This window comes from Halorubrum vacuolatum, from assembly GCF_900188065.1.
Taxonomy (GTDB): domain Archaea; phylum Halobacteriota; class Halobacteria; order Halobacteriales; family Haloferacaceae; genus Halorubrum; species Halorubrum vacuolatum.
Genome location: NZ_FZNQ01000005.1, coordinates 78,662 through 103,565, shown reverse-complemented (window position 1 = coordinate 103,565; position 24,904 = coordinate 78,662). Strand labels below are relative to the sequence as shown.

Here is a 24,904-nt window from a genome sequence, read left to right as displayed (position 1 = left end):
GAAGCGTCGGCCAGGCCGAGTCGCGATGCGTGTCGGTCAGGCCGAGTCGCGGAGCGCGTCGTTCAACTCGGGAACGACCTCGTGGAGGTCGCCGACGACCGCCCAGTCGGCTTTCTGGATGATCGCTGCCTCGGGATCGGTGTTGATCGCGAGGATCGTTTCGGCGCCCTTGCAGCCGACCATGTGTTGGACGGCGCCGCTTATCCCGCAGGCGATGTAGATATCCGGGCTGATCTTCGCACCCGTCTGACCGATCTGGTCGTCGTGGGGTCGCCAGCCGTCGTTGATGGCCGCACGCGACGCCCCGACCGTCCCGCCAAGCAGGTCGGCGAGCTCCTCAAGCTGATCGTACTCTTCGGCTCCGCCCACGCCGCGACCGCCGCCGACGACCACGCGGGCCTCCCCGAGCGGGATCCCCTCCTCGTCGCTGGCCTCGACGCGGTCGACACGGACCCGCAAGTGGTCGGCCTCAAGCGACGGCGTGAACTCGGTGACCGTCGGAGCCGTCGCCTCGTCGGCCGGCGTCACCGGGAATTCGTGTTCGGCTGCGCTGATGACCTTTCGGTCGCCGGTGAGACGGGCGTGTTCGAGCAGGCTGCCGCCCCATCGGTGACGTTCGAGTTCGTACGCCCCGGCGTCGTCGACCTCGACGGCGACACAGTTGGTCGCCATCGGCGCGTCGAGCGTGACCCCGGCGTGTGCGGCGACCTCGTGGCCGCGGTCGGTGCTCGGAACGACGACCGTTCCGGCGTCGATCTCCTCGACCAGTTGTCCCAGGCTCTCGCCCCAGGCTTCCGGCGCATACCCATCGAGATCGTCGTGGTCGACGTGATGGAGCGTATCGACGCCATAGGTGCCGAGCTCGTCCGCCAGCGCGGATCCGTCCCCGCCGAAGGCCGCCGCATCGAGGTCGGTCCCCTCGACGCTCGCCAGCTCGCGGGCGAGCGTGAGCGCCTCGAGCGAGGCTTCCGCCGGCAGGCCGCGTTCGTGTTCGACGAGCGCGAGTATCATACTACGCTCACCTCCGATTCGAGGATCTCGACGATCTCGGGGACGGCTTCGGGGCCCTCGCCGAGGATCTCGGCGGCCGAGTCGTCCGTCTCGGGCGTCTCAAGGCGGACCTTCTCCAGTGAACCCGCACCGGCGGTACCGACCGGTTCGCGGCGGTCGATCTCCATGTTTCGGGCCCGCATCTTCGCGCGCATCGAGGCGTAGCGCGGTTCGTTGATCCCCTCTTTGACGGTGATGACGGCGGGAAGGTCGATCTCGTAGATCTCCTCGCCGCCGGCGATCTCACGGCCCGCGATCGCGGTGTCGCCCTCGACCTCGAGGGACTTGATCCCCGTCACGCAGGGCAGACCGAGCTCCCGGGCGACACGGACGCCGACCTGATAGTTCGCCGCGTCCGCGGACTCGTTGCCGAGCAACAGCAGGTCGAACTCGGTGCCGTCTTCGGCCATCTCGCGGACCACGTTCGCGATCGCGTCGGCGGTCGCACGCGGTCCCCACTCGGAGCCGTCGGTCTCGAGGAGGCTCGCCTCGTCGGCCTGCATGGCCAGTCCGGTTCGGAGCTGTTCGGTCGCCTCCTCGGGACCGAGCGTGAGGACGTGAGCCGAGCCGCCGTGGGCGTCGGCCTGCTGGATGGCCTCCTCGATGACGCACTCCTCGTGGGGGCTCATGGTGAACCCGAGGTTGCTCGCGTCGATTCGCTGGTTGTCGTCGGTCAGTACGATCTTCGCGCCGGTGTTCGGCACCCGTTTGATACAGGCTAAGACGTTCATGCGTTGGATTGGGTTGGATCGGAATGGTTGTGGGCCGGTACGGATCGGTCTCCCCGACTAGCTGCGGATCCGCTCGTTTTCGGGGTCGAACAGCGGCCGGCTGCCGACGACCTCGACGGTCACCGGATACTGGTCGCCCATGTACTCGACCTGAAGGCTCGCACCTTCCGTGGCGTGCTCCGGCGGGAGATACGCCATCAGCAGGTGCTTACCGACGCTGGGGCCGGTCCCCGCGCTCGTCACGTACGACTCCCGCCCGTGGTCGTCGACGATGACCTCGCCGTCCCCATCGAGGATCGGCTCGCTGCCGAGCATGAACCGTCGCTCGCCGGATTCGGCCGTGTGGTCGTCGACCGAAAGCGTACACAGCGTCGCGGCGTTCTCCCCCTCGAGGGCGTCGGCGTACGCCTCCTTGCCGATGAACTCGGCGTCCTTGACGCCGTGGAACGTCAGCCCGGCTTCGGCCGGGGTGTACTCGAGTTCGAGCTCGTGACCGTGCAGGCGGTAGCCCTTCTCGATGCGGCCGGTCGTGCCGTAGACGCCCATCCCGACCGGGCGGATGTCGTACTCCTCGCCTGCCTCGGCGATGGTGTCCCAGAGGCGCTGGCCCTGACCCATCGGGGCGTAGATCTCCCAGCCGAGTTCGCCGACGTACGAGAGCCGGATCGCCCAGGCGTCGACCTCGCCGACGGTGATCTCCTGGGCCGTGTAGGGCGGGAACGCCTCGTGGGAGACGTCCTCCTCGGTGACCGACTGGACGACGTTCCGGGCGTCCGGTCCCCAGACGCCGAGCGTACACAGCGACTCGGTCCGGTCGATCATCGTCACGTCGGCGTCGTCGGGGATGTGACTCCCGAACCATGCGCGGTCGCCACCCGCGTCGGCCCCGCCGGTGATCACGCGATAGTGGTCCGGACCCAGACGGACCATCGTCAGGTCGGAGACGAAGCCCCCGTTCTCGGCGAGTATCGGCGTGTAGACGGCCTTGCCGACGTCGACGTCGACCCGTCCGACCGCCATCCGCTCCAGGTACTCGACGACGTCCGAGCCGACGAAGTCGAACTTCCCGAAGCCCATATCGCCGATCATCGCGACGTGATCTCGCATGTGGAGGTGCTCGCCGAGGATGATCGGCGACCACCACCGCGCGTCCCACTCGTTCTCGCGCAGCAGGCCGTCGAGTTCGGCGTCGTACGTGTCGAGGAGGTCCTCGTTCGACTCGAACCACTGTGGGCGCTCCCAGCCGGCGGCTTCGAAGAAGCGAGCCCCCAGCTCCTCTTGACGGCTGTAGAAGGGGCTCGTCCGCAGCGGCCGGGAGCTCTGCCATTGCTCGGCCGGATGGACGATCCCGTAGATCTTCTGGAACCCCTCGTGTGCGCGGTTTTTGACGAACTCCTCGGAGGTTCCGTACTGGTAGAATCGATTGATATCCGACGCGTGGACGTCGATCTCCGACCAGCCCTGCGTCATCCACTGGGCGACGGCCTCGCCGATCGCCGGTGCCTCCTTGATCCAGACCGCCGCACAGGACCAGAGCCCGTCGACGTCCTGGATCGGTCCTAAAAGCGGCATGCCGTCGGGCGTCACCGACAGCAAGCCGTCGATCTCGTGGCGAACGCCCGCCTGCGGGTCGTCGAGGAGTTCCGGAACGATCTCCAAAGCGTCGGCCATCGACTGTGCGAACGCGTCCTCGGTCAGCGGCGGCTGGGTCGGCGACAGCGGCGACTCCTCGATCGAGGGCACGTCCTCGACGTCCCAGAGGATCGGTCGGTGCTGATAGGAGCCGACCTCCAGGTCGTTGCCGTGCTGTCGTTCGTACATCTGGGTGTCCATGTCCCGGACGACGGGGAAGGAGATCTCCCCCTCGTAGTCCTCGAAGAACGAGATCGGGCCCACGCTGACCATCTGATGGACCGCGGGCGTCAGCGGCATATCGACACCCGCCATCTCGGCGATCTTGGGGCTCCACAGACCCGCCGCGATGACGACCTCGTCGGCCTCGACGGTGCCCCGATCGGTTTCGACGGCCTGGATGGCGCCGTTTTCGACGTGCATGTCGAGCACTTCGGTGTTCGGGGAGACGGTCAGCCCGCCGCCGGTCGCGTCGTCGGCCCGCGCTCGCATCACCTCGCCGGCGCGCAGCGGATCGCAGGTGCCGGCACCCGGGCTGTAGAAGCCACCCTCGAGGATGTCCGTGTTGAGGTACGGAACCATCTCCTCGACCTCCTCGACGCTGAGCAGCCTCCCCGGTTCACCCCACGCTTTGGCCGATTGGACCCGTCGTTTGAGCTCCTCCATCCGCTCTTCGGTGCGGGCCACCTCGATCCCGCCGCTGTTGGTGAACGTGTCCATCTCCTCGTACTGCTCGATGCTTCGTTGAGTGAGGTGGGTCAGCTCCTTCGAGTGGTCGACGGGCATGAGGAAGTTCGATGCATGTCCCGTCGATCCACCCGGATCCGGTAACGGCCCCTTATCCAGCAACAGGATGTCGTCGCGACCCTGATCGGCGAGATGGTACGCGAGGCTGTTCCCGACGATCCCGGCGCCGATGATGACCGTGCCCGCGTGCGACGGGAACTCGTCGTCGCTCATCGTCGCTCACCGTCCACGGGATGTGACTGTTCGGCGTCCGCTACCGTGTCGAGACCGCCTTCCACGGATTTCCCGGCGTCGGAACCGGCCGTCCGTGACAGCACGCTATCGTATTGGTTCATGATCATTCGACACTGACACTCGCTAGGGGTATTAAAAGGATGCCTATCTGACAACAATGTTATGCGTCGTGCGGGTGTCGGCCGGCATGAGCGATCATCATCCCCGTTCGACCCGATGGTGTTCGGGATGGTCGGGACGGCGCCCACCCGACCCGGCCGCCAGTCCACAAATTCCCATGTGAGTGAAATATCGAGGTTCGTCGCCCCCGTCGGAGTTTGATATACACGTCCCGCGACCCCAATATCGCGGTTTGACGAATCGATCGGCGTTCGCCGCAGAACGGCACGGGACGTGAGCGGTTAGCGTTCCGATCCCGTTCGAAACACGCGTAAGCCGCCGTCTGCGCGCTGAATACCGCCGATCGAGTGCGCTGATCGGTTCTCCGGAGATCCTCTCTCGTGGTAAGTTTTAACCGATCCGTACTCGGGTGATCGATCATGACTCCCTTACAGGCCGCCACACGGGAGACGTTCTGGACGATCGGCCCCGTCGGGAAAGCCGCGTTCTACTGGCTCGCCGCGGTAGCGATCCTCGTCTTCCTCTACGGCGTCTACGCGCGCTTCGCCGCCTACTCCCGCGGGCGCGCCGACCCTCAGGACCGGCTCTCCGAGCTCCCACGGCGAACCCTCGCCGCGACGAAGACCGTGCTCTCGAACGAGAAGCAGTACGACCGCGACCTCTATGCGGGGATCATGCACACCTTCGTCCTCTGGGGGTTTCTCGTCCTCGTCGTCGCCACCGCGATCCTCGGGTTCGACATCGACGTCTACCGGCCGCTGACCGGCGAGTCCTTCTGGGTCGGCGACTTCTATCTCGCCTACCAGTTCGTCGTCGACGCCTTCGGGCTGCTGTTCGTCGTCGGCGTCGGGATGGCGATGTACAAGCGATACCGGAACCGCGAGGGACGGCTCTGGGGCAAACACACCTCCTTGGAGGACGACGCGTTCATCTGGACGCTCTTTCTGCTCGGCGTCGGCGGCTTCCTCGTGCAGGCGGTCGGGATCGTCGGCCAACCGGAGCGCGCCGGCGAGACGGTTTCGTTCGTCGGCATGGCGATGGCGGCCGGCCTCCAGTGGGCCGGCCTGACCCAGGCGGGTGCGGAAGCGATCTACGGCGTGGTCTGGTGGCACCACTCGCTGCTCGCGTTCGCGTTCATCGCGTGGATCCCCTACGCGAAGCCGTTCCACATGATCTCCTCGTTCGCGAACGTCGTCGCCAGCGACGAGAAGGCGGGCGCGCGGCTCCCGAACGTCCCCGCCGATCTCGACCAGACGAACGCCGAATCCATCGAGGACTTCACCTGGAAGGAGCTCATGGACGGCGACGCATGTACGAAGTGTGGCCGCTGTACCGACGCCTGTCCGGCCGACACCGTCGGGCGACCCCTCGACCCCAGAGACGTGATCCTCGATCTCAAGGCATACCGGGAGTCGGTGACGGACGACCCGGTCGTCGGCCGCTCGAAGGGGGCGGTCACCGACGGCGGCGTGGCTGCCTCCGCCACCGCCTCCGACGGCGGAACCGTCCCCATCGTCGCGGAGTCGGGCGGCGTGATCGCCGCCGAGTCGATGGAGTCATGCATGTCCTGTATGGCCTGCATGGACGCCTGTCCGGTCGACATCGAACACCTCACCTCCTTCACCCGGATGAACCGGCAGCTCGTCGATGAGGGCGCGGTCGACACCAACGTGCAGGACGTCTTTCAGGACGTCATGCGGACCGGCAACACCTTCGGCGAGTCGGCGGCCAGCCGGGCCGACTGGACCGACGAGCTGGAGGACGTCGAGGTACCGGACGCCCGCGAGCAGGAGGTCGAATACCTCTGGTACGTCGGCGACTACCCGAGCTACGACGACCGAAACCACGCGGTCGCCCGGGCGCTCGCCCGCATCTTCGACGCCGCCGACGTCGAGTTCGGGATCCTCTTCGATGACGAGCGAAACGACGGCAACGACATCCGGCGGATCGGCGAGGAGTTCCTCTACCTCGAACTCGCGGGCCACCACGTCGAGACATTCGAGGAGTGCTCCTTCGAGACGATCGTCTGTACGGACCCGCACTCGTACAACACGATCAAAAACGAGTACCCCGAGGTCGACTTCGCGGCGTTCGCCGACGACCCGGTGATGCCGTTTGACCGCGAGGAGCCGTGGAACCCCGACGGCGAGACGGCTGTGAAACACTGGACGCAGGTCGTCGAGGAGCTGGTGCAGGCGGGTCGGCTCGGGCTCTCGGGCGACGAACTCGAGTACACCGTCACCTATCACGACCCCTGCCACCTCGGTCGGTACAACGACGAGTACGAGGCCCCCCGTGAGCTGATCCGTGCGACCGGCGCGACGCTGCACGAGATGCCGCGCTCGCACGAGTCCTCGTTCTGCTGTGGCGGCGGCGGCGGCGGGCTGTGGATCGACTACGACGAGGAGATCAAACCGAGCGAGGAGCGGCTGCGCGAGGCCGTCGAGGACACCGCCGCGGGCGACGCGATCGAGAAGTTCGTCGTCGCCTGCCCGATGTGTACGACCATGTTCGAGGACGGCCGCAAGACCGGCGGCTTCGAGGACGACCTCGAGATCGTCGACGTCGCGGAGCTGTTGATCGAGGCGTTGGACGCGTAATAGCACCCACTACGGGCGTTCACACGAGTATCCCGAGTTCGACGGGGATGGGATATCACCCGGCGATTTTTAGCCGATGCGGCCGAACGATCGTCCATGCCCGACGAGCCCGACGTGAACATCAGCGGCGGCCCGGGTGGTGGCGGACGGGAACTCGATATCGCCACCGCCGGCGACGACGGCGACGGCCCCACCCGCGCGGCGAGGGTCGTTGACGCGCTCGGCGACCGCTATTGGCGGAAGGCGTACGGCGGACAGGACGGCTTCGAGTGTCTGGTCCGGACGATCCTCTCACAGAACACCTCCGACGTCGCGAGCCAGCCCGCCCACGACGCGCTCATGGAGCGCTACGGGCCGGCTGAGGGGCTCGCCGAGCGGCTTGCAGGCGCCGATCGGGAGGAGTTGGCCGAGGTCATCGCCGCCGCCGGCTTATATAACCAGAAGTCGCGGGTCATCATCGAGGCGGCCGAATGGGCCTGCGGGGAGTTCGGTTCGACGACCGCCTTCGACGACTACGTCGCCGACGGCGACCCGAGCGAGGTTCGCGAGACGCTGTTGTCGATCTCGGGTGTCGGGCCGAAGACCGCCGACTGCGTGTTGCTGTTCGCCGGCGGGCGCGACGGGGTCTTTCCAGTCGATACGCACGTCCACCGGATCGCGCGGCGGATGGGGCTGGCCCCGCCGGAGGCGGACCACGAGGGGGTTCGGGAGGCGATCGAGGCCGCCGTCCCGCCCGCCGCGTGTGGATTCGGCCACACCGCCATGATCCAGTTCGGCCGCGAGTACTGCACGGCGCGGAAGCCGGCCTGTCTGGACGGCCCGGAGGCCTGTCTGGACGGCCCGGAGGCCTGTCCCTTATATAGCCTCTGTGACCGCGTCGGCGTCGATCCGGAGGCGGGGACGGTCGTGGACCCGGCGGAGACGGTGGACGGGTGAGGAGCGGAGGTGTTTATAAGTGATCAGTGGGGATCGACCGAACGGCGGAGCCATCGGGCGAGTAAGAAGGGTGACTCGATCGCTTATAAACGACTCATCGGCCATCCGGTAGTGAAGGCGGGGATGGAAACGGGAGCCTCAGCCCTCCCCAGCCTCGGCAGGCGGGCGGCGAGCGAGCGGTCTCCGCTCGCCGCCCGCCGTGCCTCCCTCGCGCTCGGTTCGCGCCCGTATGCGGGCGCTCACCGGACCGCGCCGAGGATGTTGGCCGAGGCGGCCGATCCGTATGTGTTGGCCGAGGCGGCCGATCCGTATGTGTAGTCACGAGTGTGTCGACCGGCGGTTTATATACTCACTCGTGTGCGGATGGATGGAATATAAAAAGGGTCAGCGGATTCGGTGGTTGCCAGAGATCGTTACACCGGCAGGTCGGCGTCGGGGTCGACGACCCGATCCGGCTCGGGGGGCATCCGCCAGTCGGTCGCAAGCTCCAGGAGTTGGACGACCATCCGGCCGGTCGCCCCCCAGACGGTGTAGCCGTCGACGTGGAAAAAGTGGATACGATGGGTGCCGTACTCCGGGTGGTCACGCTGTTCGGACTCGTAGTTCGCCGGGTCGGTGAGTTCGGCGACCGGCAGGACGACGATCTCCGCGACCTCGGACTCGTCGGGAACGAACTCGGCGTCGGGGGCGACGCCGACGAACGGCCGAACCGCGTAATCGGTGCTCGTCCGGATGTCGTCGAGCCGGCCGACGATCTCGACGCTTGCGGGGTCGAGCGCGACCTCCTCGTTCGCCTCCCGAAGCGCGGTCTCGACCAGCGTCCCATCGACCGCCTCGCGACCGCCGCCGGGAAAGCTCATCTGTCCGGGATGCCGTCCGAGGTGTTCAGCCCGCTTCGTAAACAGCAGCTGGGGCTCCCCGGCGCGGTCGATCACGGGCGCTAACACCGCGGCCTCCCGCTGTGCGCCCGCGATCGAAACCGGCTCGTGCCGACGAAGCCCCGACAGGTCCATACGGGAGAAAGGTGCGCTGGGGGTCTTAACGTTTCTCCGATCCCGAGTCAGTGGGAACGCCACCGAAGCACCCCTCAGCCGTCGATCGCCGCGAGGATCCGCTCGCGAACCGCCGAGACGTCGACGGCCGCCCACGCCTCGATGTCGTAGCTCACCTCCAGAAGGACGGTCAATCGGTCCGCGGCGTCCGCATCGTCCGTGCCGACCGCGGCGTCGACCTCGTCCCGAAACCGGTCGAGCGTCGCCTCTGCGAGCGCGTCACGGTCGACGCGTCGATCGGGGATCGAGAGGATGTGCGGGAGGTCCTCCACGTCCGGCGGCGGCGTCGGGAACGCGGCCGGCCCGATCGCGAGGAGGTCCTCGTGTCGGGATCCCGCCTGATCTTCGCCCGAACCGTCCGCCGACTCCCCGGTCACCTCCCGAACCGCGTCCGCCGGCGCGGGGACGAGCACGTACTCCGCCAGCGCGAGCGAGATCGCGGCGTCAACCGCCTCGGGGTCGACCTCCGTTCGGCGTTTAAACGCGAGTTCGGAGAGCGCGTCGGAAAGCTCCGATCGGGTGAGCGCGCCGAACCGCTCGACGACGCCCGCGAGCTCGTCACGGGCGAGGACGCTCGGGCCGTCGTCGCTCACGGGTCGACCGTCTCCCCCGGGTCGCCGTGATGACGGCGGTCCACCGATCTCCCCTCACGCGCATCGGCGAGGTCCGCACGGGCCGCATCGGCCACCGCCGCCGGCGACAGCGGGGCCTCCCGCCACGCCGGCAAGCGTGTGTCCGGCCCCGGCTTCGCGATGGCCTCGGCGTACCGCTCGACCTGTGTCCGCTCCCCGTCGCGGTCGTACTCGAGCCCGTTGAACGCCGCGTCGGCCTCATAGCCGCGGACGAGCCGCCTCGCCTCCGCCCGATAGCGTTCCGGCAGGCTCGAATAGTCGATCTCGACGCCGTGTTCTTCGGCCACCCGAAGCGTCGCGGCCCCGACAGCCTCGCTCATATCCGCGAGGCCGGTCGGCCCGTCGACGGAACGGTGGTCGTGTTCGTACCGGCCGAGGTCGACCTGCGCGCTCCCCTCGAAGCCGGCGTGGGCGAACGCCTCCCCGAGCGTGCCGACCTCCAACCCCCATCCCCGCTGCAGGCGGAGCCGCTCGATCAGGTCCGTCGTCGCGGCGAACTCGCCGGCGAGCGCGTAGCGGAACGACTCCAGGTAGGCGAGCACGTCGCGGTCGCGGTTGCGTGCGAGTGCCCGCAAAAGCGGCCTGAAGAAGAGCCGGAAGAGCCGCCCGTACAGCGCGCCGTCCTCGACACGGGCGTAGTAGCCCTTCGAGAACGTGTGGCCGTGTGCAAGCGGGAACAGGAGTCGGTGGACGAACGACGGCGAGTAGGTCCGTGTGTCGGCGTCGTGGACGACGACGTACTCCGCATCCAGCGCCCGACCGAGCCCCAACCAGACGTCGCGCCCCTTCCCCCGCGAGCCGTTGACGCCGCGGTCGGCAAGGAGGGCCGTGAGCCGTGGCCCGTCACACCAGAGCGTCTCGACCGCGAGGTCGAACCCGTCGAGCCACGCCGCAAAGGCCGGCGCCCGGTCGGCCGGCGCACGCAAGGGGACGATCACCCGAGCGGGATCGACGGTCTCCAACGCGGTGAGCACGCGCTCGGCCGCGAGGGTTCCGTACTCGCGTTCGGTCATCGGCACCACGACGGCCGCCCTGTCGGTCGGCGCGTCCGGTCGATGGTCCCTCAGCGCGTGGAGGGTCGTAACGCGCTCCTGGACGTATTCCATTACCGATCCCTAGGGACAGAGAGGCTAAAGCCGCACGGTACCCTCCCCCGGTGCCGGCTTCGGTGGCCGCAGCTGACCGCGCCCGATGCCGGCTTCGTGGTGGCCTCAGACCGCCATCTCACCGCCGGAACCGCCCGGCACCCGACCCGCCCGATCGAGGATCGCGAACGCGACGACGAGCAGGACGAGCCCCGCCGTCAGCGTCAGAAAGACCGTATCGTACGCGAATCCGAACTCGATCGCCTCGCCGACGACCCACGACCCCGTCGCCTGCGTCGTCATCGCACCCGCCGAGAAGACGGCGTACGCCGACCCGCGGACGTCGTCCGGCAACGAGCCGAGGAGGTACGCGTCCGTCGCCGGAAACAGCATATGAATGCTGAAGCCGACGAGCACGCTCGCGAGCACGACGGCGACGATCCCGGAGGCGAACACGACCGCCAGCACGCTCAGGATGAACGCCGTGATCACCGCGAGGATATACCGAACCCGCGGGAGCCGATCCGCGAGGTCGCCGGAGACGAGAAACGCGGGGACGCCGGCCGCGAAGACGACCGTCAGCAGGTTTCGTGCGGTCGTCGCCGGGAGCCCCTTGTCGATCATGTACAGCTCATAGAAGTTGAACAGCCCCTGCCAGACGAAGCTCGTAAGCCCCATGAGGAGAACCCCCGAGAGGATCAGCTTCCACGCCGAGCGCGCCCCGGCGAGGAAGTCGGTGTCCGCGTCGCCGGCGTGTGGAAGGTCAGTCTCACGGGCGAAAACGAGGACAACGACCGTCGTGGCCGCCGCCGCGAGCGCCAGCCCGTAGAAGGCGACCCGCCAGTCGTACCAGAGCGCGACCGTGACGACGGGTGCGGCCACGACCGCCGAGAGCTGGCTCGCCATCCCGTGGATCCCGAGCACGCGGCCGACGTGACTCGGGAACAGCTCGGAGACGAACGGGTTCGCGGCGATAAAGTAGACGCCGGAGGCGCTCCCGACACAGAAGGCGGCGACCATGAGCGTCCGCACGTCGGGCGCAACCGCGACGCCGATCGACCCGAGCGTCAACACCACCCCCGAAAGCAGGACGACCTTCGTCCGGCTCGTGCGGGTGAGCAGCCAGCCGGTCGGCAGCCGGGGCGAGGCCGACCCGAGCCACGCGAGCGTAACCACGAGCCCCGCGGTCCCCTCACGGATGGAGAACTCGTCGATGAACTCGCCGACGAGCGGCGCGAACACGACGCGTGCGAAGTTGATGAGAAAGACCATCGCACACAGCGAGCCGAACAGCCTGGTCCGTGACACACCCGCGGTTTCGCGGGCCCGATGACAAACCTTGTGAAAGCGGTGGTTCGCGCCCTAGAAGAGGGCCGCAGCGGCCGCCTCGGCCGTCTCGATGACGGGCCCGAAGCCGGGCAAAAGCAGCACCGTCGCGACCGCCGCGAAGATGACCGCGCCGTACAGCCCCGTCGGGCGCACGTCGACCGCATCGAGCGCGCTCTCCGAGGACGGATCATCGAGGAACATCGCCTTGACGATCCGGCTGTAGTAATACAGCGAGATCACGCTGTTGATCGCCCCGACGGCCGCCAGCCAGACGAAGCCGTTGTCGATGGCGCCCATGAACAGGAAGTACTTCGAGAAGAAGCCGGCAAACGGCGGCAGCCCCGCCAGCGAGAACATGAACACGGCCATCGCCACGCAGGCGATCGGCGCGCGCTTCGCCAGCCCCGCGTAGTCCGCGAAGGTCCGGCCGACGCCCCACCGCTCCGCCATCGCGACGAAGAGGAACGCGCCGGTGTTCATGAAGCCGTAGACCAGCAGGTGCGCCATCGCCGCCCCCATGACGGCGTCGTTGCTCGAACCGCCGGCGCTTATCGCCGCGAGCCCGATGAGCGCGTAGCCGGCGTGACCCACCGAGGAGTACGCCAGCATCCGCTTGACGTTCTCCTGGACGGCGGCCGCGAAGTTGCCGAGCGTCATCGTGACGACCGCGAGGATACCGAACGCGAGCACCCAGTCGATGCCCGCCGAGATCGACGCGCCGATCGGGAACGCCTCCGTAAACACGCGGAAGGCGACGACGAAGCCGGCCGCCTTCGAGGCCGACGAGAGGTACGCGCTCACGGGTGCGGGCGCGCCCTCGTAGGCCTCCGGCGCCCAGAAGTGGAACGGTACGGAGGCGGTCTTAAACGCCACCCCACCGATCATCATCACGATCCCGGCCCCGGCGACGCCCGCGAGCCCATCGACCGTCTCGATGCCCTCGGCGACGTCGCTTAAGATGAGCGAGCCGGTCGCCGCGTAGACGAGCGAGATCCCGAAGACGAAGATCGCCGAGGAGACCGCCCCGACGAGGAAGTACTTCAGGCTGGCCTCGACGCTGCCGCGGTTCTTCTTCAAGAACCCGACGAGCGCGTACGAGGGCAGCGAGACCATCTCCAGGGCGACGAAGACGACCGCGAGCGAGTTCGCGACCGCGAGCAACGCCATCCCCGTCGCCGAAAAGAGCACGAGCGAGTAGAACTCCGCCGGGCTCTCGTGGTCGTGGAAGTAGTCGTGTGCCGCGACGACGACGAGCGCGGTCACCGACGCGAAGATGGCGGTGAAGAACAACGCCATCGTGTCCACCTTGATCGCATCCGCGAACAGGTAGATCGCCCCGCCGGTATCCTCGTGGCCGGTGCCGGCCACGACGAACCAGACGGTCAACGCGAGCGAGACGAGCGCACCGAGCGCGCTCGTCACCGCCATCGACGTGTTCGAACGGGCGCTCGGCTTGATCGCGTCGATCAACAGCAACAGCAGGCCGGTTGCGGCAAGCGCCAGAACCGGCGCGAGTGCCGCCCACTGCGGGAGTTGATCAACCATCGACGCTCACCCCCTCGACGACCGGCAGCGCAGCATCACGGATCATCTCGAAGAACAGGTCGGGTGCAACGCCGAGCACGATGATCGCCGCGAGCAGCACGCCGAGCGGCGCGACGTCGTGGAACGGTGCGGGACCGACCTCGTAGTCGGTTTCGAGCCGGAACGGCCCGAACAGCGTCTTCTGCATCGCCGACAGCAGGTAGCCGGCGACGATGACGATACCGAACATCGCTAACGCGGTGAAGACGGGCGCGTACGGGAGCGCCGCGTCAGCGCCGAAGGCGCCGACGAAGATGAAGAACTCCCCGGCGAAGCCCGCCATCAGCGGCAGCCCCATGTACGCGAACGCGCCGGCGACGAGGATGCCGACCGCGATGGGCATCCGATCCGCCATGCCGGCCATGTCGTCGACCATCCGGGTATGCGTCGCGTTGTAGACGACGCCGACGGCCATGAACATCAGCCCCGAGATGAGGCCGTGTGCGACCATCTGGAAGGTCGCGCCGCCGACCCCGTACTCCGTGAACACGACGAGCCCGAGGATGACGTACCCCATCGAGGAGACCGACGAGTACGCGACGATCCGCTTGAGGTCCTTCTGGGCCAGCGCCAACATCGCGCCGTAGATCACGCTGATCACGGCGATCACGGCGATCGGGATGGCGAGCAGCGAGGCCTGATCGGGGAGCATGGTGAAGTTGTACCGCAACAGCGCGTACGTCCCCATCTTCAGGAGGACGCCGGCCAGCATCACCGACACCGGCGTCGGCGCCTCGACGTGGGCGTCGGGCAGCCACGTGTGGACCGGGACGATCGGCACCTTCACCGCGAAGCCGAAGAACATCGCGAGGAACGCCGCCATCGCGAGCGTCTCGGGCGGAATCCCGAACCACATGCCGAGCTCGCCAGCCGCGAGCGCCTGGGTGATCTCCGGCAGGCCGAACGAGCTCACCGAGTCGCCGAGTCCGAAGACGAGCGCCATAAACCCGATGAACATGACGAGCGAGGCCGCGTTCGTGTAGACGAAGAACTTGATCGCGGCGTACTTCCGGCGCGGGCCGCCCCAGACGCCGATGAGGAAGTACATCGGCACGAGGACGGCCTCCCAGAAGATGAACCAGAGGAAGAAATCGAGCGCCATGAAGACGCCCAAGAGGTTCGCCTCCATGAACAACATCAACCCGTAGAACTGGCTCTGACGGGTGTCGATCGGCGTCCATGCGCTGACGATCGCCAGCGGCACGAGGAACGTCGTGAGCACGACGAGCGGGAGGCTAATGCCGTCCAGCCCGACGAACCACGACACCGAGCGACCGCCGATCTCCAGCCATTCGATCCGTGACTCGAAGGCGATGGCGCCGCCCGTGAGGGCGTTGCCGCCGGCTTCGAACCCCCACCACAGGTAGAGGCTCCCGACGAAGGGAACCAGACTGAGTGCGAACGCGAGTCGGCCGGCCCACTCGTTCGGCGCGAGCAGGACCAGTAGCGCGGCCACGAACGTGAATCCGATGAGTGCTTCGATAATCATTTAAAACCACCCCCCTGTAACGCCGAGGACGACGATCAGCGCGACCAGCCCGAGCGTCAGCATGGCGGCGTAGTGGGTGACGAGCCCGGTCTGGATGCGGCGAACCCGCTCGCCGCCCGCAAGGCTGACCGAGGAGATCCCGTTGACGACGCCGTCGATAACGCCCTGGTCGAAGACGTTCGCGCCGCCGGCGACGTCCTCGGTCCGGTAGGCGAGCCACACCTGGAACTCGTCCTGATAGTAGTTGTTGTACAGGACGTCCTTCGCGCCGCCGAGCTTCTCGGTGTGTTCGGTCGGTTCCGGGGCCCTGTAGAGCAGCCAAGCGACGAGGAGCCCGAGAACGGCGAGCCCGAGCCCGAGCCCGGCCGCCACGATCAGGGTTATCTCCTCACTGCCGGCGATGGTGCCGGCCTCGTAGCCGGCGTAGGTCGCGAGCAGGTCGTTGTACGCGGAGTACCCGACGCCCTCGATGCCGCCGAACTCGTTGTCGAGCCACTGGCTGAGGAGGTCGATCCCCTCGACGCCGAGCAGCTTCTGGACCGGCACCATGTTCACGAAGCCGGCGACGACCGCGAGCACGCCGAGCACCGACAGCGGCCCCTTCACGTTCCAGCGAACCGGCTCGGGATCACGCGCGAGCGCCGAGCGTGGCTCCCCGTGGAAGGTCAAAAAGACCATCCGGAACGTGTAGAAGGCGGTGACGGGCACCGCGAGCAGTCCCATGATCCAGCCGCCAAGCAACAGCGGCTCGTTGAGGCCATGGATGAACGCCTCATAGAGGATCTCGTCTTTCGACCAGAATCCGGAGAACGGGAAGATCCCCGCGAGCGCGAGCGAGCCCGCGAGGAACGTGGCGTAGGTCACGGGCATCTTGTCCTTCAATCCGCCCATGTCCCACATGTTCTCGTTGTGGTGCATCGCGATGATCACCGACCCCGCCCCGAGGAACAACAGCGCCTTGAAGAAGGCGTGGGTCATCAGGTGGAAGGTCGCGGCGACGTAGGAACCCGCACCGAGCGCGAGCATCATGTAGCCGTACTGTGAGATGGTGGAGTACGCGAGCACCTGTTTCAGCTCCTCCTTGACGACGCCCATCGTGGCGGCGAACAGCGCCGTGAACCCGCCGATGAACGCGATGATCGCGAGCGTCGTCGGGGTGAGCGCGTAGAAGCCGAACATCCGGGCGACGAGGTAGACGCCCGCGGCGACCATCGTCGCGGCGTGAATCAGCGCGGAGACGGGCGTTGGACCCTCCATCGCGTCCGGCAGCCAGGTGTGTAGCGGGAACTGTGCGGACTTGCCGACGACCCCGCCGAGCACGAGCAGGCCCACGAGCGTGAACCACGTGCCGACGTCGAGCCCGAGCGGCGTCCACGCGTCGAACTCGCCGTTCAGCGCCTGTTCGGCCAGCACGGGGAACGACCCGTCGCCGGCGAACTGCGCGGTGCCGAACGTCGCGAAGACGGCGACGACGCCGATCAGGAAGAAGTAGTCCCCGAACCGGGTGACTAAGAACGCCTTCTTCGCCGCCGATGGCGGCCCTTCCTGCCGGAAGTGGAAGCCGATGAGCAGGTACGAGCAGAGCCCGACCAGCTCGAAGAACATGAACGCCATGAGCAGGTTGTCGGCGACGACGAACCCGAGCATGGACGCCGTAAAGAGGCCGAGGCCGGCGTAATACCGCGGCAAGCCGGTCTCGCCCTCGTCGTTCATGTAGCCCAGCGAGAACACGTGGACCAACAGCGCGATGAGCGTCACGATGACGAGCATGAGCGCCGAGAGCGGGTCGATGAGCAGCCCGAAGGTCAACTCGAACTGCTCGCCGCCGGCCCACGTGTAGAGCGTCTCGTTGTACGTCCGACCGCCGAGAACGGTCACTGCGACCCAGATCGACAACACGAACGATCCCGCGGTCGCCGCAATGCCGCCGAACGCGCCGCCCTTCGGGAGGTACTTGCCGCCCCCGAGCGCCACGAGGAACGAGAAGAACGGCAGTAAGACGATCGCCGGAACGTATGCGAATGCGTCCACCATCGTTACCACCTCATCTCCGTCGGAACGGTCACGTCAGTCTCACCGAAGTTTCGATATAACACGAGGATGATGCCGATGCCGATGGCGACCTCCGCGGCGGCGAGCGCGATGACGAACAGCGCGAACACCTGTCCCGTCAGGTCGCCGTAGTAGAGCGCGAACGCGACGAGGTTGATGTTCGCGGCGTTCATCATGAGCTCGACGCTCATCAGGAAATACAGCGCATCACGCCGGGTGAGCACGCCGAACAGCCCGATACAGAACACCGCCGAGGCGAGAATGAGATACCACTCAACGGGCACCATCAGCGCTCACCCCCATCCTTACCGCCGTCGGTGAACGCCGTCCCGACCGCCGAGATGATCGTCCCGTCCTCCTCACGTTTCGCGAGATAGATCGCCCCGTCAACGGCGACGTCGAGCGCCAAGGCGACGATCAAAAACGCCGCGAGGAACCCCTCGGAGGGGATCGTCGCGACGTCGTGACCGCCGAGGTTGAACAGGGCGTAGCCGATGTTGTGGATCACCGACTCCCCCTCGGGGAAGCCGGCCGCCTCCTCGAACTCCGCGGTGATCGCCGTGATCGCCAGCAGGGCGAACAGGGAGCCGGCCGCGACCGCCGCGACGATCCGGTTCGATCCGCGCGTCTCGCTCATGTGCTACTCACCTCCGTTTCCCGTTCCGATCGCGTGAGCATCACGGCGAACGTGACGAGGATGAGAACCCCGCCCACGTAGACGAGGATCTGCATGGCGGCGATGAACTCCGCCTGCAACATCACGTAATGCACCGCGACGCTCGTCAGGGCACCGCCTAAAAGCAGCGCGGCATGGAACGTGTCGCGCGCCAAGACGACGCCCAAGCTGAACGCCAACGTCACCGCGGCGAACAGCGCGAACGCGATGGTTTCAGTAACCATTGTATCTGTGTCCTATGAGAAGCCCTTTGAAGATTTCGAGACGGTCCCGCTACTGGTAGTCGACTTCGCCGTCACCCTCGCCGATCCACGCGCTGCGATCGGGGTTACGGGATTCGAGCGGGTCGATACCCTTGTACCACGGGACGTTCTTGAGCTGTTCTTTGTTGTAGACGAACTCGTCTTTCGCGTCCGCGGTGAACTCGAAGTTCTGCGTCAACAGGATCGCATCCACCGGACAGACCTCCTCACACAGCCGGCAGTAGATACACTGGCCGATGTGGAGGTTGTACTGCTCGCCGTTGCGCTGGTCGTCCTGAACGATCTGGATCGTATCGTTCGGACAGACGTTCTCACACTGTCGACACCAGATACACCGCTCCTGGCTGAACTTGTGGACGCCGCGGAACCGGGGACTGACGTCCGGGGCGTCCTCGGGGTATTTCACCGTGTACGTCTTGCCGTCCAGGGCGTGTTTCATCGTCGTTGCCATCGATTTCATTAATCCGATCATTATGCGATCACCCCCACGATTACGGCCGTGAGCACCAGGTTCGCGAACGATAACACGAGCATCCCCTTCCAGCCGATCTCGATCAGCTGGTCGATGCGGACACGCGGCAGCGCCGAGCGGCACCACTGCGTGAACAGGAAGAAGCCCCAGACTTTCACCACGAACCAGAGGAAGCTAATGCTCTCCGGGCCGGGGCCGGCGGGACCGCCGAGGAACGTCACCGCGAGGATCGCCCCGCCGAGGAAGATGTGGACGAACTCGCCGAGGTAGAACAACACGAAATACGACGAGGAGTACTCCGTCTGATACCCCGCGACGATCTCCGTCGGTGCCTCCGGGATGTCGAACGGGTTGCGGCCGATCTCCGCCATGTTCGCCGCGAGGAACAACACGAACGCGAACGGATTTACGAGCGCGTACCACGCCGGAATGTCGAAGCCACCGATCGAAACGAGCGTCTCGCTCTGGGCGGCGACGATGCCGCTCATCTCCAACGTCCCCGCGAAGATCACGACCGACATCGCGGTGACGATGAGCGGGATCTCATAGGCGAGGTTCTGTGCGACCGCACGAAGCCCGCCGAGCATGGAGTACTTGTTGTTCGAGCCGTAGCCCGCCATCACCAACGAGACGGAGGCGATGGAGGCGAACGCGAACACGAGCGCGAATCCGACCTCCGGATCCGCGAGATGGAGGTTCACCGGCCCGATCTGTCCCATCGGAATGACCGCGAACCCGAGCAGCGCCGAGGCCGGCAGGATGATCGGCGCGAGGTCCCACGTCGGGCGGTCGACGCCCTCGGGAACGATGAGCTCCTTCGCGAGGAGCTGGACCGCCGACGCCGGGATGATGAGCAGCCCGAACGGGCCGACCCGGCTGACGGCGATCCGGTCCGTGAACGCCGCCGTGATCTTCCGTTTCGCCCACGGACCGGCGACGCCGGTAAACGCGAGGACGATGTTGCCGACGACGAACGCCGCGATCAGCGCCGCGACGACCTCGCCGAGCACGCCCGGCAGCCCGAAGGTGTCGACGAGGAACTCGGGGAACAGCTGTGCCGGGGCGTCCGCCATTAGCGGTCCACCTCCCCGAGCACGATGTCCAGGCTGCCGAGCGCGGCGATCACGTCAGGGATGTACTCCCCGTTCGCCATCTCCGGCAGCGTCTGCAGGTTCGAGAAACACGGCGAGCGGATCTTGAATCGCGCCGGCTTGTCCGTCCCGTCCGATCGGATGTAGATCCCGAGTTCGCCCTTTGCGGCCTCGACGGCGCGGTAGACCTCGGTGTCGTCGTCCGGGCGCAGGGTGCGCGGGACGTTCGCCTGGATCGTTCGCTCGTCCTCCGGCCAGTCCTCCAGCAGGTCGACACACTGTCCGATGATCTTCGCGGACTCCTCGACCTCCTGCATCCGGACGAGCAGGCGGCTGTAGTTGTCACAGCCGTCCTCGGTGATGACGTCCCAGTCGAGTTCGTCGTAGTAGCCGTAGGGGTCGTCACGGCGGAGGTCGTAATCGACGCCCGAACCGCGCAGGACCGGACCGGTCGCGCCGTAGTTCTTTGCGACCTCCGGCGGCAGGATGCCGGTGTCGATCGTCCGCATCTGGAAGATCTCGTTCGAGGTGACGAGGTTGTGGTACTCCTCGATGTTTCCGGGCAGCTGGTCGAGGAAGTCGCGCGTCTTCGAGAAGAACTCCTCGCGCGGTTCGGGGAGGTCCCAGACGACCCCGCCGAGCCGGAAGTAGTTGAACATGAGCCGCTGGCCCGTGAGATCCTCCAGGAGGTTCTGCACGCGCTCGCGGTCGTTGATCGCGTACATGAACGTCGCGGTGAAGTCGCCGTTCACGTCGAGCGCGAACGTCGCCAACGCCAACATGTGCGCGGCGATACGGCACATCTCCGCGCCCATGGTGCGGATGACCTGTGCGTACTCGGGGACCTCGATGTCCGCGAGGTCCTCGGCCGCGCGTGCGTACGCCCATTCGTTTAACAGCCCCGCCGAGATGTAGTCCCACCGATCGGGGTACGGCATGATCTGGTGGCGGTAGGTTCCGCTCTGGGCCATCTGCTCCTCACACCGGTGGAGGTAGCCGATGTCGGACTCGACGTCGACGACCTGTTCGCCGTCGAGCACCGTTTTTAAATGGAGCACGCCGTGGGTCGCCGGGTGGTGGGGACCGATGTTGAGGAACATCGTGTCCGACTCGTCGTCCCGATGGTGGTCCTGGATCGGGTTGACGTGTGCCGGCAGCGCCGCGATCTGCGGCTGGTTCATGTCGTAATCGAGCGAGAGCGGATGGCCCTGCCACGTCTCCGGGAGGAGGATCCGACGGAGGTCGGGATGGTCGTCGTACTCGATCCCGACGAGGTCGTACGCCTCGCGCTCGTGCCAGTCGGCCGTCCGGAAGACGGCTTCACCGGACTGTGAGACCGGGTTGTCCTTATCGGCGGGGACGACGACGCTCACCTCCTGGGTCGGGTCGTCGAACTTCTTCAGGTGATAGATCGACTCATAGCGGTTCTCGTACTCCTGGGCGGAGACGAGCGAGAGGTGATCGTAGCCGGCCTGCTCTTTGAGGATCGAGAGCGTCTCCTGAACGGTGTCCGGTCGGATGACGAACCCGGGTGCGTTCAGGTGGTCGTCGCGAGCGAGCACGAGGTCACCGAGCAGCGCCTCAAGCTCCTCCGGGGTGTGATCCGGAATGACGTCGGCGTCGGGGGAGTCGAGCGGTTCCAGGCTCATGGCGAATCAGCGAAGTTGTATCGCATAACGAGTTCGTCTTCGTCGATCTGGTCGACGAGCGCCTCGACCAGCTCGTCGCGTTCGAGGTCGCCGAACTGTTCGAGCTCGTAGGGCTTGACGGTCACCGGGGCGGCCTCGCCGTTGGCGACGCGCTCCTGGAGTTTGACGACGCCGTAGACGAGCGCCTCGGGACGCGGGGGACAGCCGGGGACGTGAATGTCCATCGGGATGACCTCCTCCGCGCCCTTGATGACGTTGTATCCCTCCTGGAAGGGGCCGCCGGAGATGGTACACGAGCCCATCCCGACGACGAACTTCGGCTCGGGCATCTGGTCGTAGACGCGTTTCATCCGCGGGGCGAACTTCGAGACGATCGTGCCGGGGACGATCATCACGTCGGCCTGCCGCGGTGACGCGCGGGGAACCCCGCTGCCGAAGCGGTCGAGGTCGTGTTTCACCGCGTAGGTGTGCATCATCTCGATGCTGCAGCAGGCGATCCCGAACTGCAGCATGAACATCGAGGAGCCACGACACCAGTTCAGGAACTTATCGAACTTGGTGAGGATAAACGGCGAGGACCCGAACGCCTCCCGCAGCCGGGAGTTAAACCGGTCGCCCTGTCCCGTCATGCGGCTGTCTCGGGTCTCGGTGACCACGCGCGATTCGTCGGTAATAAACGGTTGCTGTTCGCTGCTCATTGGTTGACTTCACGCTCCGTTTTTCTGCGGGTCGCGCGGGGGCTTCTGGTCCATTTGACCGCGCCCGTCCGCCACGCCCAGACGAGTCCGATGGCGAGGATGCCGACGAACGCGAGCATCGGCCACAGCAGGTCGATCATCGGAACGCCCGCTTCGAGGGCCGGCCGGTAGATCGTAACCCACGGGAACAACAGCACGGTCTCGATGTCGAAGACGACGAACAACAACGCGACCATGTAGTACTGAATGTTGAACCGGATCCGCGTCGTGCCCGTCGGCGTCTCGCCGGACTCGTAGGTGGTACTTTTTCCTGTTTCCGGCACGCTTGGACGGAGCAGCGCCGACACTACCATCATCGCTACCGGGATGAGGAGGCCGACGGCCGCCAGTGCGCCGATCGCTATCCAATCGCTCATGTAGGTCTCCGTAACGTGCTGGGGTTTGGACCGCCCCCTCATAAGCGTTGATTCTCGTTCGCGCAGGCGCAGCAATACTCACGTCGCTCCGCTCCAGCAGTGACATGCTTCTGCTCCCCGCCATGGCGCGTCAGCTATGTGGCTCACCGATCGTGTTTCTCGCGGAACCCGTCGACACCGAGGTCGTGCAGGTCCGCCGAGACCGCTGCAACATCGCCTTGTAAATTCTCGTGATACTCGATCAGTCGCTTCCTGATCGGTTCGTGTTCACGGGCGAGGATCTGCGCCGCGGAGAGCCCCGCGTTGAACGACTTGCCGGCGTCGACCGCGACGATGGGTGCGCCCGTCGGCATCCCGATCACCGAATCGACCGACTTCTCCTGGACCGGGACCCCGATGACCGGGATCGGGTACGCGATGGAGGCGGTCATGTTCGGCAGGTCGGCGGATTTCCCGCCCGCGCCCGCGATGACGACCTCGATCCCGCGATCGGCCGCCGTTCCCGCGTACGCGTACATCAGTTCCGGCGTTCGGTGGGCGGAGACGACGTAGCTCTCGTAGGTGAAGCGGGCCGACGGCGGCGAGTCGAAGTCGGTCTGCTCGGCGAAGCCGATCTCCGCCAGCGCCTCGTGTGCGCCGTCCATGACGGGAAGGTCCGAATCGGAGCCCATGATGATCCCGACGTCGGGGGTCGCTTCCGGATCCACGTCCGCCGCCGCCTCCGCTTCCAGCCGGTCGATGAGATCGGTAACCGTGGTCATGACGGGTCGTTCGATGGTGACCGATAAGGAACCAGCGGTCCGGGGTGGCCGATCCGCGGTCGTGACCTACCGAAGCGCCTCAACGAGGTCGGCCCCCTCGACGTAGGGAATGTCGTGTCGGGCGGCGTAGGCGGCGGCATCCGCCGGCGAAAGCGCCTCGCCGGTCGCGTCGTCGAGCATCTCACAGACGACGACCGCGGGCGCGAGCCCGGCGGCGTCGGCGAGCGCGAGCCCCAGTTCGGTGTGACCGACGCGCTCGCGAACGCCGCCGTTCGCGCCGCGAAGCAGGTGAACGTGTCCGGGCGCGCGGAACTCCGCGGCGAAGGTCGTCGGCGTGTACGCGGCCGGGTCGCGCTCGACGGCCGCGGCCGCGTCGGCCAGCGCGACGATCGTGCGTGCACGGTCGGCGTCGGTGATCCCGGTGAACGTGTCGCGGTGGTTGACCGGCAGCGAGAACGACGATCGGTCGTCGTATTCGGGCGTGTCCTCCGCCGCGGGATGGTCGATCGTGTCGGCGAGGAACGGCAGGCCGAACGCGTCGGCGACGTGGGCCCCGACGGCGACGCAGACGAGACCCCCCGCGTCGTTTCGCATGTGTGCGACCGCCGCCGGGTCGACCGCGGCGGCCGGATAGATCACGTCCGTCTCGCCCTCGCGATCGGCGAAGTCATGGACACAGACGGGGTTGCCGGCCGCGAAGGCCGAAAGCGCCCGCTCGAGATCGCCCCGCGGGTCGCTGGCGGAGCCCACGTCGCTGGCGATCGGGTCGGGATCCGATTCGCCGTCGTTCACGTCGGCACGCATCACGCCACCTCCGTCGGAAGCGACTCCTCCGTGTCCGTCCCCTCGGGGCGATCGGCACGTCCCGACTGGGCGATCCGGATCTCGATCTCGCCGCCGTCGACGAGCGCCAGCGCGTCACGAAGGCGGTCGGGGGCGATCAGTTCGAGTTTGTCCTCGTCGTGATGGGTTCGGTCGGGGACGATCGCGTGGGCCCGATCGTATCGTCGATCGGCCGCGTGGAGCGTGACCGCGTGACAGGTCGCCGCGCCGTACGTGCGGTCACCGTCCTCCCAAGCGTCGATCGGAACGGCATCGACGGCGTCCAGCTCCCCGCGCCGACGAACGCTCTCGGCGTCGAGTTCGACGTTGAGCGTGCCGGGGAACGGCTCGTAGCCGAGACGCTCCCGGAACTGCTCGGCGTAGCCGTCGAGCGTGATGTAGTGTTTTCCCTCGCCCATGCCCTCGGTGACGGCTCCGGACAGGACGAGTTCGACCTCGGTCTCGAAGAGCCGACGGTAGTCGCTGTACTCCGCGCGGAGGGCGCGCTCTCCGGCGTCGGTGATCGTGATCCACTGGCCGTCGCCGACGACGTCGCGTTCGATCATCCCCACGGATTCGAGCGTCTGGAGCCGACGGGACGCGGTCTGTGTGGACGCCCCGAGCCGGTCGGCGAGCGCCGCACACGACACCTTCGTCTCCGTCAATCGTCCGGCAAGCGCGACGTGTTTGAGCGCCGCGAGCACCGCCGGATCGAGGTCCCTCGTCGTCGGTTCTGACATATCTGATCGTTCGCCGGCGGCGTTCAAAAGGATAACGGATATG

Annotated in this window: 25 protein-coding genes; 3 read left to right on the top strand and 22 right to left on the bottom strand. The window is 66.7% G+C overall.

Annotation, left to right across the window (positions count from 1 at the left end; genetic code table 11):
* Positions 1-36: 36 nt before the first annotated feature.
* Genes CHB65_RS07170 through CHB65_RS17890 form a run of 4 tightly spaced genes read right to left on the bottom strand, consistent with a single transcriptional unit; the run spans position 37 to position 4,501 of the window.
* Positions 37-1,011: an electron transfer flavoprotein subunit alpha/FixB family protein gene (locus CHB65_RS07170; protein WP_089384379.1), complete on the bottom strand. Its 975-nt coding sequence runs from the start codon at positions 1,009-1,011 to the stop codon at positions 37-39.
* A complete protein-coding gene (locus CHB65_RS07165) occupies positions 1,008-1,781 on the bottom strand; it encodes an electron transfer flavoprotein subunit beta/FixA family protein (protein ID WP_089384378.1) in 774 nt (257 codons plus the stop codon). Before CHB65_RS07165 ends, CHB65_RS07170 begins: the two co-directional genes overlap by 4 nt.
* A 57-nt stretch (positions 1,782-1,838) precedes the next feature.
* Positions 1,839-4,373, bottom strand: a complete 2,535-nt coding sequence (locus tag CHB65_RS07160) for a GcvT family protein (RefSeq protein ID WP_089384377.1) — start codon at positions 4,371-4,373, stop codon at positions 1,839-1,841.
* Positions 4,370-4,501, bottom strand: a complete 132-nt coding sequence (locus CHB65_RS17890; protein WP_281251557.1) for a hypothetical protein — start codon at positions 4,499-4,501, stop codon at positions 4,370-4,372. Before CHB65_RS17890 ends, CHB65_RS07160 begins: the two co-directional genes overlap by 4 nt.
* 432 nt (positions 4,502-4,933) lie before the next feature.
* Here CHB65_RS17890 and CHB65_RS07155 point away from each other — a divergent pair, with 432 nt between their 5' ends.
* From CHB65_RS07155 to CHB65_RS07145, 3 genes are all read left to right on the top strand, one after another.
* Positions 4,934-7,114, top strand: a complete 2,181-nt coding sequence (locus CHB65_RS07155; RefSeq protein WP_089384376.1) for a heterodisulfide reductase-related iron-sulfur binding cluster — start codon at positions 4,934-4,936, stop codon at positions 7,112-7,114.
* A 96-nt stretch (positions 7,115-7,210) separates the two neighbouring features.
* The gene (locus tag CHB65_RS07150) at positions 7,211-8,050 is read left to right on the top strand and encodes an endonuclease III domain-containing protein (protein WP_089384375.1); all 840 of its coding nucleotides are present in this window, start codon (positions 7,211-7,213) and stop codon (positions 8,048-8,050) included.
* A 111-nt stretch (positions 8,051-8,161) separates the two neighbouring features.
* Positions 8,162-8,368, top strand: coding sequence for a hypothetical protein (locus CHB65_RS07145; RefSeq protein ID WP_089384374.1), 207 nt, complete (start codon positions 8,162-8,164; stop codon positions 8,366-8,368).
* A gap of 95 nt (positions 8,369-8,463) precedes the next feature.
* On the opposite strand, the gene CHB65_RS07140 is transcribed toward CHB65_RS07145, so the two are convergent.
* From CHB65_RS07140 to CHB65_RS07055, 18 genes are all read right to left on the bottom strand, one after another.
* On the bottom strand, positions 8,464-9,063 hold the full coding sequence (locus CHB65_RS07140; RefSeq protein WP_089384373.1) for a CoA pyrophosphatase: 600 nt from the start codon (positions 9,061-9,063) through the stop codon (positions 8,464-8,466).
* 74 nt (positions 9,064-9,137) lie between these two features.
* Entirely contained in the window at positions 9,138-9,695 is a 558-nt protein-coding gene (locus CHB65_RS07135) for a DUF7109 family protein (protein ID WP_089384372.1), read from the bottom strand.
* Complete coding sequence (locus tag CHB65_RS07130; RefSeq protein WP_089384371.1) at positions 9,692-10,840, bottom strand: glycosyltransferase family protein; 1,149 nt, start codon at positions 10,838-10,840, stop codon at positions 9,692-9,694. The genes CHB65_RS07135 and CHB65_RS07130 overlap by 4 nt, the downstream gene beginning before the upstream one ends.
* 105 nt (positions 10,841-10,945) lie before the next feature.
* On the bottom strand, positions 10,946-12,127 hold the full coding sequence (locus CHB65_RS07125; protein WP_089384370.1) for an MFS transporter: 1,182 nt from the start codon (positions 12,125-12,127) through the stop codon (positions 10,946-10,948).
* A gap of 54 nt (positions 12,128-12,181) precedes the next feature.
* The gene (locus CHB65_RS07120; protein WP_089384369.1) at positions 12,182-13,693 is read right to left on the bottom strand and encodes an NADH-quinone oxidoreductase subunit N; all 1,512 of its coding nucleotides are present in this window, start codon (positions 13,691-13,693) and stop codon (positions 12,182-12,184) included.
* A complete protein-coding gene (locus CHB65_RS07115) occupies positions 13,686-15,221 on the bottom strand; it encodes a complex I subunit 4 family protein (RefSeq protein ID WP_089384368.1) in 1,536 nt (511 codons plus the stop codon). The genes CHB65_RS07120 and CHB65_RS07115 overlap by 8 nt, the downstream gene beginning before the upstream one ends.
* A complete protein-coding gene (gene nuoL, locus CHB65_RS07110) occupies positions 15,222-17,255 on the bottom strand; it encodes an NADH-quinone oxidoreductase subunit L (RefSeq protein WP_089384367.1) in 2,034 nt (677 codons plus the stop codon). It lies immediately after the preceding gene.
* A gap of 2 nt (positions 17,256-17,257) precedes the next feature.
* Positions 17,258-17,560, bottom strand: a complete 303-nt coding sequence (gene nuoK / locus CHB65_RS07105) for an NADH-quinone oxidoreductase subunit NuoK (RefSeq protein ID WP_089384366.1) — start codon at positions 17,558-17,560, stop codon at positions 17,258-17,260.
* A complete protein-coding gene (locus CHB65_RS07100) occupies positions 17,560-17,910 on the bottom strand; it encodes a hypothetical protein (RefSeq protein ID WP_089384365.1) in 351 nt (116 codons plus the stop codon). The genes nuoK and CHB65_RS07100 overlap by 1 nt, the downstream gene beginning before the upstream one ends.
* Complete coding sequence (locus CHB65_RS07095) at positions 17,907-18,173, bottom strand: NADH-quinone oxidoreductase subunit J (RefSeq protein ID WP_089384364.1); 267 nt, start codon at positions 18,171-18,173, stop codon at positions 17,907-17,909. The genes CHB65_RS07100 and CHB65_RS07095 overlap by 4 nt, the downstream gene beginning before the upstream one ends.
* Before the next feature lie 49 nt (positions 18,174-18,222).
* On the bottom strand, positions 18,223-18,684 hold the full coding sequence (locus tag CHB65_RS07090; protein ID WP_089384363.1) for a NuoI/complex I 23 kDa subunit family protein: 462 nt from the start codon (positions 18,682-18,684) through the stop codon (positions 18,223-18,225).
* Positions 18,684-19,757 (bottom strand): complex I subunit 1/NuoH family protein, encoded by a 1,074-nt coding sequence (locus CHB65_RS07085; RefSeq protein ID WP_089384362.1) that lies wholly within the window; start codon positions 19,755-19,757, stop codon positions 18,684-18,686. The genes CHB65_RS07090 and CHB65_RS07085 overlap by 1 nt, the downstream gene beginning before the upstream one ends.
* The gene (locus CHB65_RS07080; protein ID WP_089384361.1) at positions 19,757-21,424 is read right to left on the bottom strand and encodes an NADH-quinone oxidoreductase subunit D; all 1,668 of its coding nucleotides are present in this window, start codon (positions 21,422-21,424) and stop codon (positions 19,757-19,759) included. Before CHB65_RS07080 ends, CHB65_RS07085 begins: the two co-directional genes overlap by 1 nt.
* The gene (locus tag CHB65_RS07075; RefSeq protein WP_089384360.1) at positions 21,421-22,122 is read right to left on the bottom strand and encodes an NADH-quinone oxidoreductase subunit B; all 702 of its coding nucleotides are present in this window, start codon (positions 22,120-22,122) and stop codon (positions 21,421-21,423) included. Before CHB65_RS07075 ends, CHB65_RS07080 begins: the two co-directional genes overlap by 4 nt.
* Positions 22,119-22,538 (bottom strand): NADH-quinone oxidoreductase subunit A, encoded by a 420-nt coding sequence (locus tag CHB65_RS07070; RefSeq protein WP_089384359.1) that lies wholly within the window; start codon positions 22,536-22,538, stop codon positions 22,119-22,121. The genes CHB65_RS07075 and CHB65_RS07070 overlap by 4 nt, the downstream gene beginning before the upstream one ends.
* 143 nt (positions 22,539-22,681) lie before the next feature.
* Positions 22,682-23,299 (bottom strand): 5-(carboxyamino)imidazole ribonucleotide mutase, encoded by a 618-nt coding sequence (gene purE, locus CHB65_RS07065; protein WP_089384358.1) that lies wholly within the window; start codon positions 23,297-23,299, stop codon positions 22,682-22,684.
* Between the two features lie 66 nt (positions 23,300-23,365).
* Positions 23,366-24,103, bottom strand: a complete 738-nt coding sequence (gene ribB / locus CHB65_RS07060; RefSeq protein ID WP_089384357.1) for a 3,4-dihydroxy-2-butanone-4-phosphate synthase — start codon at positions 24,101-24,103, stop codon at positions 23,366-23,368.
* The gene (locus CHB65_RS07055) at positions 24,103-24,861 is read right to left on the bottom strand and encodes a DUF120 domain-containing protein (RefSeq protein ID WP_089384356.1); all 759 of its coding nucleotides are present in this window, start codon (positions 24,859-24,861) and stop codon (positions 24,103-24,105) included. The genes ribB and CHB65_RS07055 overlap by 1 nt, the downstream gene beginning before the upstream one ends.
* Between the last annotated feature and the right edge of the window lie 43 nt (positions 24,862-24,904).

Coding starts and splice junctions, on each gene's coding strand:
- CHB65_RS07170 (WP_089384379.1), bottom strand. CDS start 1,011: ATGATACTCGCGCTCGTCGAACACGAACGCGGCCTGCCGGCGGAAGCC.
- CHB65_RS07165 (WP_089384378.1), bottom strand. CDS start 1,781: ATGAACGTCTTAGCCTGTATCAAACGGGTGCCGAACACCGGCGCGAAG.
- CHB65_RS07160 (WP_089384377.1), bottom strand. CDS start 4,373: ATGAGCGACGACGAGTTCCCGTCGCACGCGGGCACGGTCATCATCGGC.
- CHB65_RS17890 (WP_281251557.1), bottom strand. CDS start 4,501: ATGATCATGAACCAATACGATAGCGTGCTGTCACGGACGGCCGGTTCC.
- CHB65_RS07155 (WP_089384376.1), top strand. CDS start 4,934: ATGACTCCCTTACAGGCCGCCACACGGGAGACGTTCTGGACGATCGGC.
- CHB65_RS07150 (WP_089384375.1), top strand. CDS start 7,211: ATGCCCGACGAGCCCGACGTGAACATCAGCGGCGGCCCGGGTGGTGGC.
- CHB65_RS07140 (WP_089384373.1), bottom strand. CDS start 9,063: ATGGACCTGTCGGGGCTTCGTCGGCACGAGCCGGTTTCGATCGCGGGC.
- CHB65_RS07130 (WP_089384371.1), bottom strand. CDS start 10,840: ATGGAATACGTCCAGGAGCGCGTTACGACCCTCCACGCGCTGAGGGAC.
- CHB65_RS07120 (WP_089384369.1), bottom strand. CDS start 13,693: ATGGTTGATCAACTCCCGCAGTGGGCGGCACTCGCGCCGGTTCTGGCG.
- CHB65_RS07115 (WP_089384368.1), bottom strand. CDS start 15,221: ATGATTATCGAAGCACTCATCGGATTCACGTTCGTGGCCGCGCTACTG.
- nuoL (WP_089384367.1), bottom strand. CDS start 17,255: ATGGTGGACGCATTCGCATACGTTCCGGCGATCGTCTTACTGCCGTTC.
- nuoK (WP_089384366.1), bottom strand. CDS start 17,560: ATGGTGCCCGTTGAGTGGTATCTCATTCTCGCCTCGGCGGTGTTCTGT.
- CHB65_RS07100 (WP_089384365.1), bottom strand. CDS start 17,910: ATGAGCGAGACGCGCGGATCGAACCGGATCGTCGCGGCGGTCGCGGCC.
- CHB65_RS07095 (WP_089384364.1), bottom strand. CDS start 18,173: ATGGTTACTGAAACCATCGCGTTCGCGCTGTTCGCCGCGGTGACGTTG.
- CHB65_RS07090 (WP_089384363.1), bottom strand. CDS start 18,684: ATGATCGGATTAATGAAATCGATGGCAACGACGATGAAACACGCCCTG.
- CHB65_RS07085 (WP_089384362.1), bottom strand. CDS start 19,757: ATGGCGGACGCCCCGGCACAGCTGTTCCCCGAGTTCCTCGTCGACACC.
- CHB65_RS07080 (WP_089384361.1), bottom strand. CDS start 21,424: ATGAGCCTGGAACCGCTCGACTCCCCCGACGCCGACGTCATTCCGGAT.
- CHB65_RS07075 (WP_089384360.1), bottom strand. CDS start 22,122: ATGAGCAGCGAACAGCAACCGTTTATTACCGACGAATCGCGCGTGGTC.
- CHB65_RS07070 (WP_089384359.1), bottom strand. CDS start 22,538: ATGAGCGATTGGATAGCGATCGGCGCACTGGCGGCCGTCGGCCTCCTC.
- purE (WP_089384358.1), bottom strand. CDS start 23,299: ATGACCACGGTTACCGATCTCATCGACCGGCTGGAAGCGGAGGCGGCG.
- ribB (WP_089384357.1), bottom strand. CDS start 24,103: ATGCGTGCCGACGTGAACGACGGCGAATCGGATCCCGACCCGATCGCC.
- CHB65_RS07055 (WP_089384356.1), bottom strand. CDS start 24,861: ATGTCAGAACCGACGACGAGGGACCTCGATCCGGCGGTGCTCGCGGCG.